The following is a 16,744-nucleotide window of genomic DNA, read 5'->3' as shown; positions in this document are numbered from 1 at the left end:
GCGCCTGTCCGTAGGATTTCAATTAACGCGTAAGGTCCGCCTTCAACTGCTCGCCTGCATACTGCTGAGCCTGTCTGGCCTTCTCAACGACCGCTGCCGTACCAAAGAACTCGTGCGTAACCCCTGAATATAACTGACGATCTACCGCTACGTCCGCATTGCGCAGGGCAGTCTCTAACTGGGCGCCGTCATCGCGCAACGGATCCATCTCGGCATTGATAATTGTGACTGGCGGCAAGCCTTTCAGGTCGGCATGGACCAAGTCGATACGTGGGTCGTTCAGGTCGACCGGAGACTTCGTAGCCTGGGCCACGAACCACAGCATCATGGGTCGATTGAGCGGCATCGCATCGGCGTACTTGTCATAGGATTCGGTGTGGGTGTTGGTCTGGGCCACCGGGTAAACCGACAGAATATGCTTGGGCGCCGTCAGGCCGGCCTTCTTTGCGGCAATGGCCGTTGCAACAGCCAAATTACCACCGGCGCTTTCGCCAGCCAGTGCCAGGCGCTTAGGATCACCACCCAGCGAGCCGGCATTCTGGATCACCCAACGGTAGGCTGCGATGGCATCATCATGGGCAGCCGGGAATTTATGCTCGGGCGCAAGACGGTAGTCGACCGAAACCACGATAGCATTGGCCTGCTTCGCGAGCCCACGTGCACCTGCATCATAAACATTGCGATCCGCATACACCCAGCCGCCACCGTGGAAGTACAGGATGACTGGAAAAGGCCCCTTGCCTTCAGGAGTATACACGCGAGCCGGTAACGTACCTGCGGCGCCAGATACGCTGGTATCCACACTTTTGACCCCAGGTACCAGCGCTTCAGGCGCACTGTCGCGCCCTTCCTTTTCAAGCACCGCCTTTACCGCGTCTGCAATGGTTGGCTGCTGACGCGCCTCAGTCGGAGTGATCTTTTCGATGGCTTTCGGATCGAAGCGGGCGTACTGATTCAGTACTTTTTGCATGTCCGCATCATTACGTACCGAGCTTTTAGCCCCGCTTATCGCCAGCTCGGACAAGGGCCGCTTGTCCGGCGACCGGTTGCTGCAGGCCGCCAGCGACACGCCCATGCCCACCGCAGCCATGAGAAGGATACCGTTCTTAAGTCGGGAAGGTTGTAAACGCATAGGGTTTCCTGTTGTGTGATGTCATGTTAAAAACGACCACACAGGTTCAGGAACGTTGCCATTTCACATCAAAACACGGTAGTGATAGCCATAGCGACGCTCAAAGCCGAGCGAGTGGTAAAGGCCTATTGCAGAGGTGTTTGAGTCTGTTACCTGTAGGTATGCCTGTCGGGCACCTTGGCGCTTTCCCCACACTAACAGTGCGCTAACCAGCTGACGCCCGAGACCACGCCCACGCCAGGCTGGCGCTACCACCAGATCAAACAGGCCCACCCAGTCACCTTCCGCCACTGCCAAGCCATAGCCAACAGGCTGCCCTTCTCTGTAAACCGTCGCGTAGGCCACAGGCCAGACGATAGCGTCCAGCAAGGTATCATGGTGTTGGCGACGGGGCGCATCCAGGCCGCTGAGCAAGGCAAAGCCGTTACCCCAGGCCTGTGTACGCAAGGATTCAAGCGTGACCGTACCCTGGCTCTCTTTTAGATTACCTAAGCCCAGCGTCATCACCTCGGTAGGGTCGACCCGCTCATAACCCGCCGCTTCGAGCTGCCTGCCCGGCGCATCACCTGCCAGAGGCGTCAATCGAAAGATGACAGGCAAACCCTGCCGGCGGTACAGCGACTCGATATAGGAGCGTACGCTATCGAACGAGGCCGTTGGCTGCCAGGCATTGGCCGAATTAGCGCGCTTGGTATAGCCGCCTGCCAGACGCAGCACCCACCCCTCGTGAAAAACCGTCTTTTGTGCAGGCCAGGCATTAAAGGCACAGGCTTCCAGCGTAAAGATATCAGTCATGAATTGCTCCTGAGCTGCTCCTTAAGCATGAGCCGCGCAAGGCCCTCCTCCGCCCTATCCGTCCCGCCATTTAAAGCATGGCACTTCTGCAAAGTACTTATGAGCTCAGTACGTTTCAAAGCCAAATGCTGATGTCTCCTGTCTCGCTGTCACCTGAGCAGATCACAGAACGCATACGCCAGGAAATCACTATGTACCGTGCCCTGAGCCAAGAGTACAGATTAAGTCAGATGAGCTGAGGGTCAACGTCTAGGTTATCTAGATCCAACTAGAAAGGGCTAGATAACCGCACTCCATCTAGCGTTATCCTTTATACCTCATCCTGACATTGGTCATTCAGGTGGTATCACAGGCTCATTTCTGTAATGTACAACACGTCCGGTTTGGCCATACGCTGACCAGAGCCCACGTCTTTACTGCCTTGAGTGAAGAAATTGAAAATGCAGTAATTTTTCTAAAACAGCCCGAGCATGGGCTTTTTCATTCGGGCGATACCTCATCCTGACACCTAGAAAAGTGAAACATATCCAGACAAACCACTTTACCTTCCGCTTTTGAGGGTGTTAGGTCCCGGGAAGAAGGGGTTTGGATCGGTTAAAAAGAGCTGTGGTTGTTTGTGCCATTGCCCGAGGATAAAGCCAACCGGTGTTTGCCCTTTCAAGGCGCGCAATGGACGAGCGCTGTTATATGCCCACAGATAATCCCTTATATGCTCCTGCAGCTGTTTAAGCGAGGCATAATGAAAGGCCTTGGTGGTGGCCTGCTTGATCGTCCGGTTCATGCGCTCAACCTGGCCATTGGTCCAGGGATGGAAGGGCTTGGTTAGCCGATGTTCAATGCCGTGCCGATAACAGATCACATCGAAAGGATGGGCCCGGTAACGTTCAGTACCTGTCTTCCTGGCAAATTGGATACCGTTGTCGGTGAGTACCGTATGCACCTTATAAGGTAATGTCTTAAGCGTGGCCTCCAAAAAGTCGACCGCATCGTTGCGCCTCATCTGCGCGTGCAACTCGGCATAGACAAACTTCGACGTGCGATCGATCGCCACAAAGAGATAGGCCCGGCCCTCTGCGGTATGCACCTCGGTGATATCGATATGCAGATAGCCCAGCGGATAGCGGTTGAAGGCTTTCTTCTCACGTACCGGCTCAGCTGAGCGCGGGAGGTTGCTGATGCCGTGTCGCTGGTAGAGCCGGTGCAGGCCCGAGCGCGAAAGCCTGGGTATGAAGCGCTGCAAGGCATGCAGGCAATCGTCCAGAGGCAGCAACGTCTTCTGCCGGAACGCAATCGCAGCGGCCTCTTCAGCCAGAGTCAGGGAGGTCGAATGCGGCTCCCGAGGTCCCATGGGCTGATCTTCAACCGAGTCACGCTTACGCCACTTGATCACGGTCTTGGGGTTTAAGTTGTAACGCTTACTTAGCGTCGCGATCGAATCCTGCGATCGCTGTAACTCCGCTCGGATGGCGTGCGTGGTCGTGGCGCGTTTGTGTAGAACTTGAGCCATGGATCCTCCTCCGATAGAGGTCTATACCACAAACCCTTTCTCTCTGGGACCAAACAGCTAGCCGGTAAAGAGATCGGCCTGTTTGTTTCCGGTCGTATTTAATCGCGGCGTCTTAAAGGTAAGAACAGTCCTGTGGTGGAACATGGGCCATTCCACTTAGTGCCCCGCTTGATGTCCGCTGCTACATCATGGCTATACCCTATCCGCCATACCGTTAAGTATCACGGATAACTCTCCCCTTTAGGCAGCACCACGGAGGGCCTAATACTTCAGGTTAATTTCACTACTTGATACAAGCCGCCTCAATCTTTTTATTGGCTGCACGGTTCGTTTGGGCAAGACCTAGCTCAGCCACCTAGATTAGTAGAATTTACGACCCCACCGCTTGATCAGACAAAAGTAAAAGGTCTGTCTATAAGAATTAGCAGGTAGCGTTTAGGCGCAAGACCCCAGGCTCCCGCAGGCTGAAATAGCGGTAGCCTGTGGGAGAAACAGGCTACGCGAGCGTCGTTGTTAGTCCCTATTGACCGAGCATAGCCGGATAGAATCGGCAAGCACATCAATGGCCTGGGGACGTGGAAAACTTGCACGCCATGCAATTGCAATTGTTCTAAAAGGCACGGGAGCGCTGAATGGTCGAATCTCGATCATTCCCGGTGCGTAATGGTGGCTTTCCAAGGCAGAGAGGGGAAGCACCGACACGCCTAAGCCCGAGGCAACCATATGACGAATCGTCTCCAGAGATGAGGACTCGACCTGGGTATGCTTGGACTCCACACCTGGTTTCTTGATCGTTGGGCACGCTTCCAACACCTGTTCTCGGAAACAATGCCCCTCCCCTAACAGCAGGAGGCTCATTTCGTCCAGTTTTGCATTTTCGATGGTTTTGAGCTCTGTCCAGGGGTGCTTCGCCGGCATCATCACATAGAACGGCTCATCGTAAAGCGGCTTGGTCAATACATCCGCTTCGCTAAAAGGCAACGCAACGATGATTGCATCCAGCTCGCCTGTTCTCAGCTTGTCACGCAAAACCGGTGTAAAGTTTTCCTCTATATAGAGAGGCATTTCTGGCGCAACACGATTCAGCTGCGGAATCAAATGAGGGTAGAGATACGGGCCTACCGTATAAATAGCACCCACTTTAAGTGGTGCACTCAGTTGATTTTTACCGGCCTTGGCAAGATCACGAATACCTTGCGCCTGCTCCAGGACTTTTTGCGCCTGAACAATAATGCTTTCGCCGGTAGGTGTAAGGCGAACATTGGTTTTGCTGCGTTCAAAAATCAGAATACCAAGCTCGTCTTCAAGCTTCTTGACGCCTACTGACAGCGTTGGCTGGCTGACGTGGCAGCGCTCAGCGGCACGGCCAAAATGCTGTTCTTGGGCAAGCGTTACGATATAGCGCAGTTCTGTCAGAGTCATCTTGGATCTACACACTTATGCAGTTAGGTTTGTTGAATCATTTATCGGCTGAAAGCTCGATTTCTTTTGGGTAAAACCGTATGACAGCCCCAAGCAATGACGTCATGCTCCGACCTTTGATCCCCCGCGACCTACTCTGCCTGTCAATACTGACGATCCTGGTCTACGGTTTATAAGAAGCAGGAACTTAACCCCATCGAAAGTGTCTAGTGGTTCTCACATATCACAAGGACGGTAAGCGATATGGTAGTGCCTCATCATGAGCAGGCTCAGGAAATGATTTGCGCAGGGTTAGCGCCCCTTGTCTGTCATTTCACACCCAAAACAACTCTCGGTTTTATGACCTTTACTGCATCCGACGAATCGGGTCGCATCGTATACAGGTCAGAACGACTGGTGCCCTTGTTTTACGCCAATCGGCGTGCGCTGCGTCTTTACTTATGTAAAGTAAGAAGAGAGCTTACCAATAAGGGATTCTCCCTAAACGCCTGGGATGACAATGTTTCCCTACAAGACTTGGGAAACTGGTCTGAGCGACTGAACTCCAGACGTAACAGTCGGACTCGCTAATGCTATGTGAGTATGAGGTGTGTAGTTACCTCATATCCTCTTATAAAAGAACGCCTGCAGGGCGTTTTTTTATAGCTTGACCTCCCTAAGCCATGTCTGCTTTAACACAGCGGCTACGCCACGTCTTTCAGCGCATCCTTATTTATCCTAGGTTACTACGTCTATCCTAGGTTACTACGTCTACCCTAGCTTACCTGCTCGTGTCCAACAAGGTATGCCACTTGCGAGTCTCAATAAGATTAAGCAAGAAAAAGCATTCCTTTGGAAAGTTATTTGGTTACCCTTTCGATAGAACAGCTATCCATATCTGCTGAGTCACGCTTAGTAGATTCCCTAGTAGGGACTTAATAGTTATGCATATCGCTCTATCATATAAATAGACTTTAAATGAATTAATAAAACGCAAATAATAGGTCGTAGCTTCCTATGACATTAATTCCCTACTAGGGACTCTCCTAATCCTCTAGCCATACCTAACCTCAGTATTTTCCCTACTAGGGACTCTTAATGAGATATAGGCCTAAAACATCCTGACCAAAGCCAAATAACCGTTAAAAGCAGTATGTTTGTCTGTTACGATTACTCCAACACATGGCCTCAACGAAGAGGATAGAAAATGGCCTGGAGTGGATCGGCTGTGCAGAAAGAAGAGAAGAAAACAGTTGTAATCGCTATCGCCAACCACAAAGGCGGAGTTGGCAAGACGACAACCTGTATCAATTTGGCAGATAACCTGGCACAAATGGGAAAACTGGTTTGTGTCGTAGACATGGATCCCCAGGCTAACGCAAGTCAACATATCGGGATGTCTCACCCTGCTGAGATAAATTATACAACAGCCGAATTACTTACGAATCCTGAACTACCACTCACCTACTTTGTTCATGACGAAACCAGGATCGATGGCGTTGCACTTATCTATGGAAGCATGGCTCTGGATAATGCAGACGATGCACTTCGCATGGAGCCTCGCCCTAATGAAGTATTACGGGACCGGCTTCAGCCTCTACTGGGTAAAGCGGATTACATCATCATTGACTGCCCGCCTAGCCTTAGGCTTCTGACTTCCAATGCATTGGCCGCGGCGACCCATTTATTGATTCCCGTAGAGTCAGGATCGCCTTATGGCTTGTACGGCCTCGCTGATCTGACCAAACGAGTTCAGCAGATCACGCGGATCAACCCGACATTGATCAACTTAGGCGCATTGCTGATTCGTCATGATGATCGTCAGCTGGTCTGTCAAAACATTGAACAAAAAGCGATGGGCCTATTTGGAAAGCTTGTTCCAGTAAAGATAGGAACAACAACGAAGATCAACCAGTCATCAACCGTTCAAACCTCCCTGCGGATGTTCGACTCAACGAACAAGGTGGCCAAGCAGTACAAGGAATTGGCCAAGTACATCGACAAAGAGACCGCAGCGTAAGAGCATATTATGGAAAAGAAATCGACCTCCTCACAAAACGCACCCAAGCAAAAGTTGGGCTCCATTCTTGCTCAAGGCTTGGTCAGCCAGATATCTCGCCATTCGGCTGTTCAGCAGGTAGAGAATTTAAAGTCCCATCGAGTACCGCGCTCGATTCCTGTCGATCTGGTTGACGCTAACCCCTATCAACCTCGCCTGGTTTTTGACGAGGAATATATTGAAGAACTGGCACTATCGATTGAAGAGGAAGGGCTGTTAAGTCCAATCAACGTTCGAATCGCTGGTGAGCGCTATGAGCTAATTGCCGGAGAGTGCCGACTACGTGCTCACAAAAAGCTTGGCAAGAAATATATCGATGCCCTGGTAGAAGTCGTCGATGATTTCGAAAGCGCACTGCGCAGTCTGTTCGAAAATATACACCGCAAGGACCTCTCGGACTTTGAGAAGTACCATGCTATTACCCGAATGCGCACCTCGTTCACTCAAGTCAATGATTTGCAGCGCAAACTGGATATCAGCAAATCTCAGCTCTACCGCATCATGGCTTTTGGCGCTCTGCCAGAGTCGAGCCTTAATATGCTCAAAGCCAACCCCAAAATGCTGGGCGCGAACGCAGTAGATGCGTTGAAACCTGTTATCAAGGAAGTTCAGGCAGCAGGTCTTGATTATGAGTCTGCCTTGAACAAGGCCCTTAGAGATCTGGCCAACGGAAAACTGGCACAAGCTGGGCTGGCCAAACGTATTCGTGAAGACTTGCTTACCAAATCAGTCTCTGCACCCAAGGCTTCGACGCCCAGTGAAGATATCGTTATTGGTGAGCGAAAGGTCGCACGCGTTTCCACCAAGAAGGACAGGGTGATATTTGAGCTGGACCGCAAAACATTTAGCGATGACCAACTCAAAGAGCTAAGAGCTCTGATCAGTAATCTGGCTGAACAGGGAGCAGAACCTCGTGAGTGATGAGAAAGAGCCAGCCGCTCCTGAAAAAACGGAGCGTAAAGGCAGGCCCCCCCGAGAGACAGCACTTACTCGCATACAACAGCGCGCTGAAAAGGTAATCGAGGAAAAGGTCAATCAACTGCCATTATGGGCAGATGATTTACGCAGTGCGCCCAACGAAATGCTGCGTAGTGCGCTGTTTACGGTTGGTAACCGAAACCAGGCCCGCGAGTTCATCAATGGGCGTGAATTGCACTGTTACGGTAACGCAAGAATCTACTACACCGGCCAGGAACTTCGTCAGGAAGACGATATGGATGTCTGGCTGCAGGTTGTCCATATGGCTCGTACAGAGAAGCTTGGCAACCGAGTGAGTTTCCGCCCTTCGGAAATGAAGAAGGAATTGCGCTGGCCGAGAGGGAAAGACTACACCCAAAAGCTCCTGAATGTATTGGAGCGCCTCAAAGCGACGTCTGTTCGTATCGAATCGACCCGCCTGGGTAAAGGGGTGGGCGTCTCTCTATTGCGGCGTTTTGAGTACACAACAGAAGAAGGTGATTTGAGCGATACGTGGCATGTCGAAATTGAGCCAGAAATGGCTATTCTCTTTGCAGCCGATGTGTATACAACACGTCTCGATTGGCAGTCACGCCTGGAACTACGTCCGCTGGCTAAGTGGTTACATGGCTTCTATGGTACCCATCGCGAGCCCTATGGCATTAAGGTAGAAACCATCCGGGAATCATGTGGATCTAAAGCCAAGACAGAGGCAAAGTTCAAACAGATGTTGCGGGACGCACTCGATGAGTTAAAGAACATCGATTTTCTCAAGGAATGGGATATAGGCAAAGACAATATTGTAAGGGTAGTCCGAAACAACAGGCCCTTACTAAAGAGCGAATAACGTAAAACTCTCGAAAAACGGAGCCTAGTGGCTCCGTTTTTTATTAAGTGTTTTATTCTGCATGCCTATTAACACCGATTCATGCCGCTAAATCATCTAATTCAGGGGTTTTATAGCGGTCGAGAACCCATTTTAGGATCTTGTAAGAGTAAAAGACGGCGAAAATGTCAGGATGAGGTAGTTTTTCTGCTGAAAACGAAGGTTTTCCAAGCTGCATGTCAGGATGAGGTAGCTTTTAAGCAGCGAAAGGGCATGGCTTGACAAGTATGAGTTGGAGATAATGGCGACATTTTAAGCAAATGACTACTTACTCTACGTCAATTCTATAAAAATTTCTTAAAAATCAATGACTTACGCAAAAATACCTCATTTTGACATTGCCTTTGTATTAGCTAAGTAAACGGAGCGAAGGTGCTGCAAGCCTAGGGAAAAGTTAAAAACCGCTTAAAAATTAGGGGGTTATCACCAAAAAAGGAGGGCTCACCCTTGTTTGATGGCCTCAAAATGGTCTGTCAGACCGATTGGGTAATGGAACAAAGTACTTAAATATCAGTAACTTATGGAAAACCATACCTCATAATGACATATGATACGTCATAATGACGTATCTATACCTCATAATGACTTAGGTATTGAATATTAAAAAAGTATTTAAAAATCAATGAGTTACATTGTTAAGAAGGGCTTTAGGGTACGCTATACGTCAACATGACGCATCTATACGTCATGTTGACAGGCGCATACCTCATGTTGACGTATATAAACGTCATGTTGACGTTTCCGCATACCCAATAAAACCCTTATATATCAATAAGTTAGTAGATATATCCACAGCCCTTAACCGTTCTTTAACCTTAAATAACCGTCTTTTAACCCATTAAAGTGTATTTTTATGGGTAAAGCGATTTGTTTACGGTGCTGAGCGAAGCTCATGAGTCTGTATAGAAGACAGAACGTGGGTGAAATGAGAGGGTAGAGCCTCCTATAGAGGTCGCGTTCTACTTCAAGCTGACAATATTAATAAACGGTACTGGGATTATTGATTACACAGGCCCATGTTTCGGCCTGCACAGTCGAGACAATCCATACTGTTTGAAAGAGCCGTGACTTCAGCACGTTTGTCTATCAGGAAGGGAATCACTTGCACCTATTACACTCGTAATAATACCACTCCATACAGAAATTTATACGATTAAGCTTGCAGATACCTCATATTGACTTTAAAAGCTTTTATTTTGGGGCATAGGTAAAGTAACCACGATAAACAGATGTTAATATGAGGTATATATGAGGAGTGGTATTAAAAGAAATGCCTGAAAGTATCGAAACTGCTTATATGCACCTTAAGCAGGCTGTCGCCGATTTGAATTCGCGATGGTCTACCTGTGTGGTTTCAGGTGAGGTGTGGTCATTGCCGACACTCACTGAGCAAGCTGCACCGAAAGCGATTACTCCCGTGTCCGTGCGAGGTAGGCAGGCCATTGAACTCAGCCAAGCAGTACTTCAACAGTTCGAACGGGAAGCCGATCAGGCTCCGGGAACAGTCAGGCGTTTGCCAGGCTGGTTTCTGCTGAGCGAATCAATGCTGGGGCCGATACGACAGGTCAATCAAATGAAAGGGGCTGTAGAGGCTGCTATTGAGCGTGTAAGGCTGAAGCAGGGACTGGCTGAGACGGCGCGTACCCGTTTGGTAAGAGAGGCCCTGGGAGCGAGTATCAGCCTTAAACAACTGACACGTCATATACAGGCCTTTGATGCGACACCGCGGCTGTTGAGCTTTACCTGGGCAGGCCATACCGGCAAGACCAAGCGAGTACCCGTGGGGGAGGTGAGACGTCGGCTGGAGAAGCTGGCTCAGCTACAGGCACAGCGTGAGGGGAGCGATATTGAAGGGACACCAGCAGGCGCGGCCTTGAGGGTGATCTTCAATCTGGCCGATCATGCCCGGCTGGTAAAGGTCGAGAAGGTAGCGCCTCACCCAAGAGTCAATGTGTTTTTCAGTCATCGCTCTCGCTACGACGCCATGTTGCACGCCAACCTACCCCTGTTCTTTTTGGCGGGTGAGCAGCCTACAGAGGTGGTGGGGTTAAAGAATTTCAATATCGAAAACCGCATTGCACTACGGCGCAGCAACAAGAGCAGCCAGCGAATTCCTGTACTTCCCGAATACGGTCTGTATATGGATGAGGACGAATTGTGGGGGAGGTCGCGTCCTGGCCTGGAGGTCAGTCCATTATTCGTTGAAAGCACCTACCGGGCCCGGACAGGGTGTAAGCCCTGAGAAATGAAAAAGGCCTGCTTCAAGCAGGCCTTTTGTTACCGCGTCGGACGTCTGTCAGTTCACAGCGTCTTTCAGGCCTTTGCCAGGCTTGAAGCCAGGCACTTTGGCAGCTGCGATTTTAATGGTCTTGCCAGTCTGAGGATTGCGGCCTTCACGGGCGGCGCGCTCTTTGACGGTAAAGGTACCAAAACCAACCAGAGCAACATCGTTACCCTTGGCCAATTCCTGGCTGATAGTGTCGGTGATGGCGGTCACAGTTGCTTGAGCTTGAGCCTTGGTTAGGCCTGCTGCTGCAGCCACTTGATCGATCAATTCCCCTTTATTCATGCAAATACTCCAGAGTAGTCAGTTGTCTTGATGGAATCGCGGCCTTGCTTTCCATTATGCGTTATCTCTCATCCCGGATGGTATAGGAAGCCTGCCAAAGAGATAAGGCTCTTCAACAGACAACCTGATGCCCAATAAGGTCTTTTTCTCATCCAACAGCGTGAACTCCTTTTCATTCTGTTCAATGGAACTGTCAGGATGAAGTGTATCCCGCTCAGCATACCGTATTCCGGCCTTATGGCTGGAGTTTCTCTGAGACAACGGGATAACGGTCCCACACACGCTGATCACTGAGCGAACGCACCAATTTGACATACTCGGCATGGGACCATGCCAGGGGCGTTGCGCTGTCAGTCCCCTTGCCCTTGGTATATTGATGACGTTCATTATTACCCACGCCGTCCCATACCTGTTCGGGAAGCATGAACCCCTGGTTGGCAAAAAGCTCCATGGCCTTGACGTAGGTGTCACGGATTCCCTTTAACTGATCCTCGGATAAGATTTTTTCTCCACCCGGCTGCTGCGCTTTTGCAAGTGCCAGAGCGTAATGGCCGCGCTCGCCTGTGAAAATAGGCCAGACACGGCCACGCAACTCTGAATTCATGACCGGCTCTTCAGTCGCGGGATAATTGATACCCGTGGTCTCACTTTCACCGTAGCCATCGTTTCCGTAGCGTCTCCAGCCGGGAAATTCCCCTGAAACGCCCGGGTAGGTAAAGGTGTACTTGACCCTGAGGTTTTCCGGAATGGCTTGATTGTCCAGTACGTTCAGGCTATTGACGATGTGGGTGTCTGTGGCTGGACGAACACCGTAACGGACAAGCTCCAGAAAGCCCGCGTCCAGTATCTGGTTTTCTGGAAGGCCTGGCCGGCTGTTGTTGTCCAGCAGCATCCCGCCGTCGTCAGGGTTATCGTTTTGTGTGATCCGCAGGTAATAGCGCTTGTCTCCAAAAACACCTTTTTGTGTAAACATGCTGGATTCGATACGACTGGAGTAGCGCCTGGCAGTATCCAGGTAGGATTTGGCTCCTTCCTGGTCACCTGCCTGGGTGGCCAGTTCCGATGCGGCTACAAGACCTGCAATGACGGCCGCGGTGGTAGAGGGGGAGTAGCCCCATTGTTCCTCCCAGCGATCCTGCTGTGTTTGTGGAGGTTTTACGGTCCAGTCATTCCAGCCCAGCCTGACCTGCCCACCTTGAGCCAGGAAGTCCGCGGCCGGTTTGAGCATCTCCCGATACCACCGGGTGATGTCGTTGTCAGAAAGCACGCCATTTTTCCAGAGCTTGTAGCCCAGCATGATCGGCATGGCGGTTTGATCGAGCTGAACACCTACCCATTCAATCGTGCCGTCGACATGGGTCTTCTGAAGAAACCAGCCGGTTGCTCCAGACTCAGCGCTTTTCTGGGCACTCTCTTGCTTTTGCTCATGGATATAGGCAGAGCCATCTGCCTGCAGGGGAGGTGTGTCTTTTGTGACCTGGACCTTTTTCAGGTATTCAAACGCTACCCTGGAGGTCTGTGTATCGCCCAGAGCCAGCAGAGCCATGGCACATTGGTAAAAGTCCCGTGGCCAGACGGCCTTGTAGCCGGTAGTGCCTTTGGTAGCGGGTACCGTTTCACCCCAGGGGTTGGACAGCGAGGCGATTAGAGCGCCTGCATGAGTCTTGTCTTCCTGGGCTTTCAGCACCATCGCACTGACATTGAGCAGCTTGCCGTTATCTGTCGTCTGTTGCCGCATCGTTGGCAGACTGGTCAGCGAGGCCAGATAGTCCTGCCAACCTATAGCATCTCCCTCACCGTTATAGTGCGCAAGCACATGTTCGTAGCCACGCTGCAAGGTGCTATCGGCTGCCTGGTCTGCAGCCTGTCGAGTACGACCGAATCCGACCACAACATCGATGGTGCTCAAGTCCCCCGTACGGGGTATCCGGGTCATCATGGCTACATTGCCGGGTATGCTGCCGGTAGTGGTATAGCGTGACTCAAGCGATCCTTTCTTGCGCAACTCCTCAAGCCCATCCGAGACTCCGGCAAAGCCCACGGTTGGTAGCTCCAGATCACGACTAGCCTTGACCACCAGAGTGGTTTCCTGTTCCTGGGCATACAGTGCGTTTCGCTCTGTAAAGGCATGATCACCGCTTCCGCTGTTATTTATGGCAGGGTCAATATGGAGATAAGCCTCGAGTGCAGGGTTGGCACTGCGAAAGATGACTCGCATGATCAATGCGTCGGAGTCTGGATCGGTAAATATATGCTTTTCGATTTCATACTGGCCGTTTTTGGCGCGATTGATCAGCCGGTAGGCCAGGGACGTAGGTCTGCCCTCGCTGTCGGTAGAGAGATAGTGCGTTTCGCTGGTCGTATCGGCTTCTTCAAGATCGACAAAGTCAGGTCCTTTTACCACTACCTGCATTGCACGCAGCTGTGCCTCATGAATCAGGCCGAACATGGTTTCTGTCACGATGCCGTTGGCTAAGGAAAACCACACCCTGGACACCTGTCCTGTCGCGGCATCGCTGGAATAAGCCCCGTTATGGTATTGCTCATAGGACGTTCCGATGCCGGTCTTGCCTGAATACGACCAAAAGGGCGGTTCACCCGGTGCCCCAGGTGCGACAGCCGAATCGGCAGCGACGGCAGTGGAAAGGCTTACGCACAGGGTAAGCAGGCTGTTTCGAAGCAACATGATGCGCATAGGACCTTCTTGCTTTTCTTATGAGGTAGGGGAGCACGCTGCGGCTATAGAGCGACGCCCCTGCTAGGATGTCGAACAAGCGCAGCGCCAGTCCTAGGCAACTATAGACAAGGATTATATGACTGCCCAGTCATCTTGAGAGTAAGGGGGAAAAGAGCAGCCAGCAGGCGTTTGCCTTGCAGGCCGTTTTTTATTTAACGTACGCGTCTTTAATGCGACCGCTACGGACGTAACGCCATGACTATCGAACCGGCTAGCCTTGCTCACTACATCGACCACACGTTACTGGCTGCCAATGCCTCGCGCGAACAGCTTCGGCAGTTGTGCCAAGAGGCGCAGCAGTATGGGTTTTATTCCATATGCGTAAATTCGGCGCATGTGCCCTATGTGGCTCAATGCCTGAAAGAAGCTCCGTCGCGTGTGTGCGCTGTAGTGGGGTTTCCGCTTGGAGCAGGGTTAAGCGAAACCAAGGCGTTCGAGGCCGAACGTGCCATTGCAAACGGTGCTCAGGAGATCGATATGGTGCTGAATATCGGTTGGTTGAAGGATGGTTTACTGGAAGAGGTCCGCAGCGACATTGCACAGGTACTTGCTGCCTGCGGTTCCGTTCCGCTCAAGGTCATTCTGGAAACCTGCCTGCTGGATGATCTGCAGAAGGAGCAGGCTTGTGTGATCTGTCGGGAGCTGGGCGTTGCGTTTGTAAAGACGTCTACCGGCTTCAGTCATCAGGGCGCAACCCTTGAAGATGTTCGCCTGATGCGCCGGGTCGTTGGGCCTGATATGGGAGTCAAGGCTTCGGGCGGTGTTCGGGATTACGCCACCGCCGTTGCCATGATTGAGGCGGGTGCTACCCGCCTTGGTACCAGCTCTGGTGTGGCGATCGTACAAGGGGCGGGATCAGACAAGCCCTACTAACCGCTGCGTATGAGCATGCATTCCAACAGATGGCCCTATATCACCCAGCCTAGCTGCTTTCCCGCACAACCAGCTCAAATCCCAGGTCGATCTGGGTTGGTCCGGTACGTTCTGCCATCAGGTCCAGAAGTAACGTGGCGGCTTGATGACCTACGGCTTCCCGGGGTGTCCGGATGGACGTAAGGCGTGGCACCATGTGGGCCGAGGCCGGCAGATCATTGAAGCCGACCAGGGCGACCTGATGGGGAATGGAAATACCCTGGCGCTGGGCCTGAAAGATCGCTCCGTGTGCCAGGTCATCGTTACAAAAGAAGATCCCATCCACGTCAGGATGCCGGTGCATGAGATCGGTGAACAAGGTAGCTCCCAATTCGATCGAGGAGGGCCGGACATCAAGTATCTCCAAAGCAGGATCATACATGCCGGCTTGCTGTAGGGTTTCCCGGAATCCATCGCCACGCCTTAGCGCGCGTGGATCGAGCTGGGCCGCAATATAGGCAATGCGTTGGCGGCCACGCTCAATCAGGTGCCGGGCCGCCGCTGCCCCCGCAGCATATTGAGAGAAACCAGCGCTGCACGTAGCCGTATCCGCATCCAGTTCCATCATATATACGCAAGGAACACGACTGCCAGCCAATAGCTGACGTGAATGCTCCGTTCTGTCAAAGCCTGTCAGTAGAATTCCCCTGGGCTGATACGCCAGATAATTGCGAATCAGGTTTTCTTCTTCTTCAGGCGAGTAGTGATAATTACCAATCAGTACCTCCAGCCCGTGAGGTCTTAAAACCTGATGGATAGCTTCCAGACTCTCAATGAATAGCTGGTTTGACAGCGAAGGGATCAGCACCACAACGGATTGACTTTGTGCGGAGGCCAGGGTGCGGGCGGCAGGGTTGGCAACGTAACCCAGGGCACGGGCGGCCTCGCGGACTTTTTCGACCAGCTCGGGCGCAACCGTGGCAACCCCTCGCAGGGCTCGTGATGCAGTAATGGGCGAAACAGCGGCCAGTCTGGCTACTTCGGCCAGCGTAGGGCGGCCAGTGGTACGGGAACCTGTTCTGGGCATAGGTTAATCAGTGCGTTGTTGTTATGAGTCGTACATCCGGGATATAGCCGTCTAAGGTAGCGCTGTCCAAGAGGGGCTTACAAGCAAATGATTCTATCTGGACGGATAAGGCGGCTCGGGAATGCAGAAGACGAGGCAATTCTTAGCACACCTATGGTTTTGCACTACCATCAAAGCTGAAAGGATTGCGTCTCGCTGAGACAACACTCTCCCTAGGAGCTGGCAGCAGGCTTCTGAATTTTAGATCGGGCCTACACTCCTTTATTAATAATACGTCATAACGTAACTGATTCAGTTGACTTACTGGATTGCTAATCCTCTCAATTTATACCGTGGACGTGTCCCATGAAGCGTGCTGCATGACATGGCAACGTTATCTTTTTATTTTTCAGTTATGGCTGCCGAGACACCGCCAACATTACTAGACGCGACGGGAGGCGCCTGGTTTTGGGTGCAACTCGGCGACAGGCTTAAAACCGAAAATGTAACAGCCCCTTGAGTAGTCTTACGCCTCCGGAGAGGCCTGCCAGCCTTTCGGTAATAGACGGGGAGGAAGCTCATCGGATGTAAATCTATCTATTAAGACGCTGTTTCACGGTCGCCCTTTTATTAGTCATATGGGGCGGTACGGCACTGCATGAACGTCGTAGTTTTATAGAGTAACATTTGGTCATTCAGCTCCATGACGGAGCGAGCCTTTATATCGATTACGGGACGGCTACGTTTCCAACGGACCTGTAATCAGCTGGGCTGATTGAGCTG

General features: G+C 51.6%; 12 protein-coding genes. 5 read left to right on the top strand and 7 right to left on the bottom strand.

From position 1 onward, the window contains the following. Positions 1 to 22: 22 nt before the first annotated feature. The 4 genes from HMPREF1487_RS21430 to HMPREF1487_RS21415 all read right to left on the bottom strand — a co-directional run bounded on the left by HMPREF1487_RS21430 (position 23) and on the right by HMPREF1487_RS21415 (position 4,856). Positions 23 to 1,132 (bottom strand): alpha/beta hydrolase, encoded by a 1,110-nt coding sequence (locus HMPREF1487_RS21430; protein ID WP_010798845.1) that lies wholly within the window; start codon positions 1,130 to 1,132, stop codon positions 23 to 25. Positions 1,133 to 1,195: 63 nt separating this feature from the next. After that, positions 1,196 to 1,927: a GNAT family N-acetyltransferase gene (locus HMPREF1487_RS21425; protein ID WP_010798844.1), complete on the bottom strand. Its 732-nt coding sequence runs from the start codon at positions 1,925 to 1,927 to the stop codon at positions 1,196 to 1,198. A gap of 541 nt (positions 1,928 to 2,468) precedes the next feature. Beyond that, positions 2,469 to 3,434: an IS481 family transposase gene (locus HMPREF1487_RS21420; protein ID WP_010798843.1), complete on the bottom strand. Its 966-nt coding sequence runs from the start codon at positions 3,432 to 3,434 to the stop codon at positions 2,469 to 2,471. 513 nt (positions 3,435 to 3,947) lie between these two features. Then, on the bottom strand, positions 3,948 to 4,856 hold the full coding sequence (locus tag HMPREF1487_RS21415) for a hydrogen peroxide-inducible genes activator (protein WP_010798842.1): 909 nt from the start codon (positions 4,854 to 4,856) through the stop codon (positions 3,948 to 3,950). A 1,186-nt stretch (positions 4,857 to 6,042) separates the two neighbouring features. Between HMPREF1487_RS21415 and HMPREF1487_RS21410 the strand changes: the two genes are divergently transcribed. From HMPREF1487_RS21410 to HMPREF1487_RS21395, 4 genes are all read left to right on the top strand, one after another. Continuing rightward, positions 6,043 to 6,855 (top strand): ParA family protein, encoded by an 813-nt coding sequence (locus HMPREF1487_RS21410; protein WP_010798840.1) that lies wholly within the window; start codon positions 6,043 to 6,045, stop codon positions 6,853 to 6,855. Positions 6,856 to 6,864: 9 nt separating this feature from the next. Further along, positions 6,865 to 7,815 carry a ParB/RepB/Spo0J family partition protein gene (locus HMPREF1487_RS26410; protein WP_010798839.1) on the top strand — a complete coding sequence of 317 codons (951 nt, stop codon included), beginning with the start codon at positions 6,865 to 6,867 and terminating at the stop codon, positions 7,813 to 7,815. After that, entirely contained in the window at positions 7,808 to 8,698 is an 891-nt protein-coding gene (gene trfA, locus HMPREF1487_RS21400) for a plasmid replication initiator TrfA (protein ID WP_010798838.1), read from the top strand. The genes HMPREF1487_RS26410 and trfA overlap by 8 nt, the downstream gene beginning before the upstream one ends. Positions 8,699 to 10,007: 1,309 nt before the next feature. Next, the gene (locus tag HMPREF1487_RS21395; RefSeq protein ID WP_010798837.1) at positions 10,008 to 10,979 is read left to right on the top strand and encodes a DNA replication terminus site-binding protein; all 972 of its coding nucleotides are present in this window, start codon (positions 10,008 to 10,010) and stop codon (positions 10,977 to 10,979) included. A gap of 54 nt (positions 10,980 to 11,033) precedes the next feature. Here HMPREF1487_RS21395 and HMPREF1487_RS21390 read toward each other — a convergent pair whose 3' ends face one another. Further along, positions 11,034 to 11,306, bottom strand: a complete 273-nt coding sequence (locus tag HMPREF1487_RS21390) for an HU family DNA-binding protein (protein ID WP_010798836.1) — start codon at positions 11,304 to 11,306, stop codon at positions 11,034 to 11,036. Between the two features lie 235 nt (positions 11,307 to 11,541). Continuing rightward, positions 11,542 to 14,001, bottom strand: a complete 2,460-nt coding sequence (locus HMPREF1487_RS21385) for a glucan 1,4-alpha-glucosidase (RefSeq protein WP_010798835.1) — start codon at positions 13,999 to 14,001, stop codon at positions 11,542 to 11,544. A gap of 237 nt (positions 14,002 to 14,238) precedes the next feature. On the opposite strand from HMPREF1487_RS21385, the gene deoC reads away from it, so the two are divergent. Beyond that, entirely contained in the window at positions 14,239 to 14,916 is a 678-nt protein-coding gene (gene deoC, locus HMPREF1487_RS21380; RefSeq protein WP_010798834.1) for a deoxyribose-phosphate aldolase, read from the top strand. A 49-nt stretch (positions 14,917 to 14,965) separates the two neighbouring features. Here the strand turns inward: deoC and HMPREF1487_RS21375 are convergent, their stop codons facing one another. Further along, positions 14,966 to 15,982, bottom strand: a complete 1,017-nt coding sequence (locus HMPREF1487_RS21375) for an HTH-type transcriptional regulator GntR (protein WP_010798833.1) — start codon at positions 15,980 to 15,982, stop codon at positions 14,966 to 14,968. Positions 15,983 to 16,744 lie beyond the last annotated feature (762 nt).

The organism is Pseudomonas sp. HPB0071 (assembly GCF_000478505.2).
Taxonomy (GTDB): Bacteria; Pseudomonadota; Gammaproteobacteria; order Pseudomonadales; family Pseudomonadaceae; genus Chryseomonas; species Chryseomonas luteola.
This window is presented reverse-complemented; position numbering and strand designations above follow the sequence as displayed.

Coding starts and splice junctions, on each gene's coding strand:
- HMPREF1487_RS21385 (WP_010798835.1), bottom strand. CDS start 14,001: ATGCGCATCATGTTGCTTCGAAACAGCCTGCTTACCCTGTGCGTAAGC.
- HMPREF1487_RS21425 (WP_010798844.1), bottom strand. CDS start 1,927: ATGACTGATATCTTTACGCTGGAAGCCTGTGCCTTTAATGCCTGGCCT.
- HMPREF1487_RS26410 (WP_010798839.1), top strand. CDS start 6,865: ATGGAAAAGAAATCGACCTCCTCACAAAACGCACCCAAGCAAAAGTTG.
- HMPREF1487_RS21410 (WP_010798840.1), top strand. CDS start 6,043: ATGGCCTGGAGTGGATCGGCTGTGCAGAAAGAAGAGAAGAAAACAGTT.
- HMPREF1487_RS21430 (WP_010798845.1), bottom strand. CDS start 1,132: ATGCGTTTACAACCTTCCCGACTTAAGAACGGTATCCTTCTCATGGCT.
- HMPREF1487_RS21415 (WP_010798842.1), bottom strand. CDS start 4,856: ATGACTCTGACAGAACTGCGCTATATCGTAACGCTTGCCCAAGAACAG.
- HMPREF1487_RS21420 (WP_010798843.1), bottom strand. CDS start 3,434: ATGGCTCAAGTTCTACACAAACGCGCCACGACCACGCACGCCATCCGA.
- HMPREF1487_RS21390 (WP_010798836.1), bottom strand. CDS start 11,306: ATGAATAAAGGGGAATTGATCGATCAAGTGGCTGCAGCAGCAGGCCTA.
- HMPREF1487_RS21375 (WP_010798833.1), bottom strand. CDS start 15,982: ATGCCCAGAACAGGTTCCCGTACCACTGGCCGCCCTACGCTGGCCGAA.
- deoC (WP_010798834.1), top strand. CDS start 14,239: ATGACTATCGAACCGGCTAGCCTTGCTCACTACATCGACCACACGTTA.
- HMPREF1487_RS21395 (WP_010798837.1), top strand. CDS start 10,008: ATGCCTGAAAGTATCGAAACTGCTTATATGCACCTTAAGCAGGCTGTC.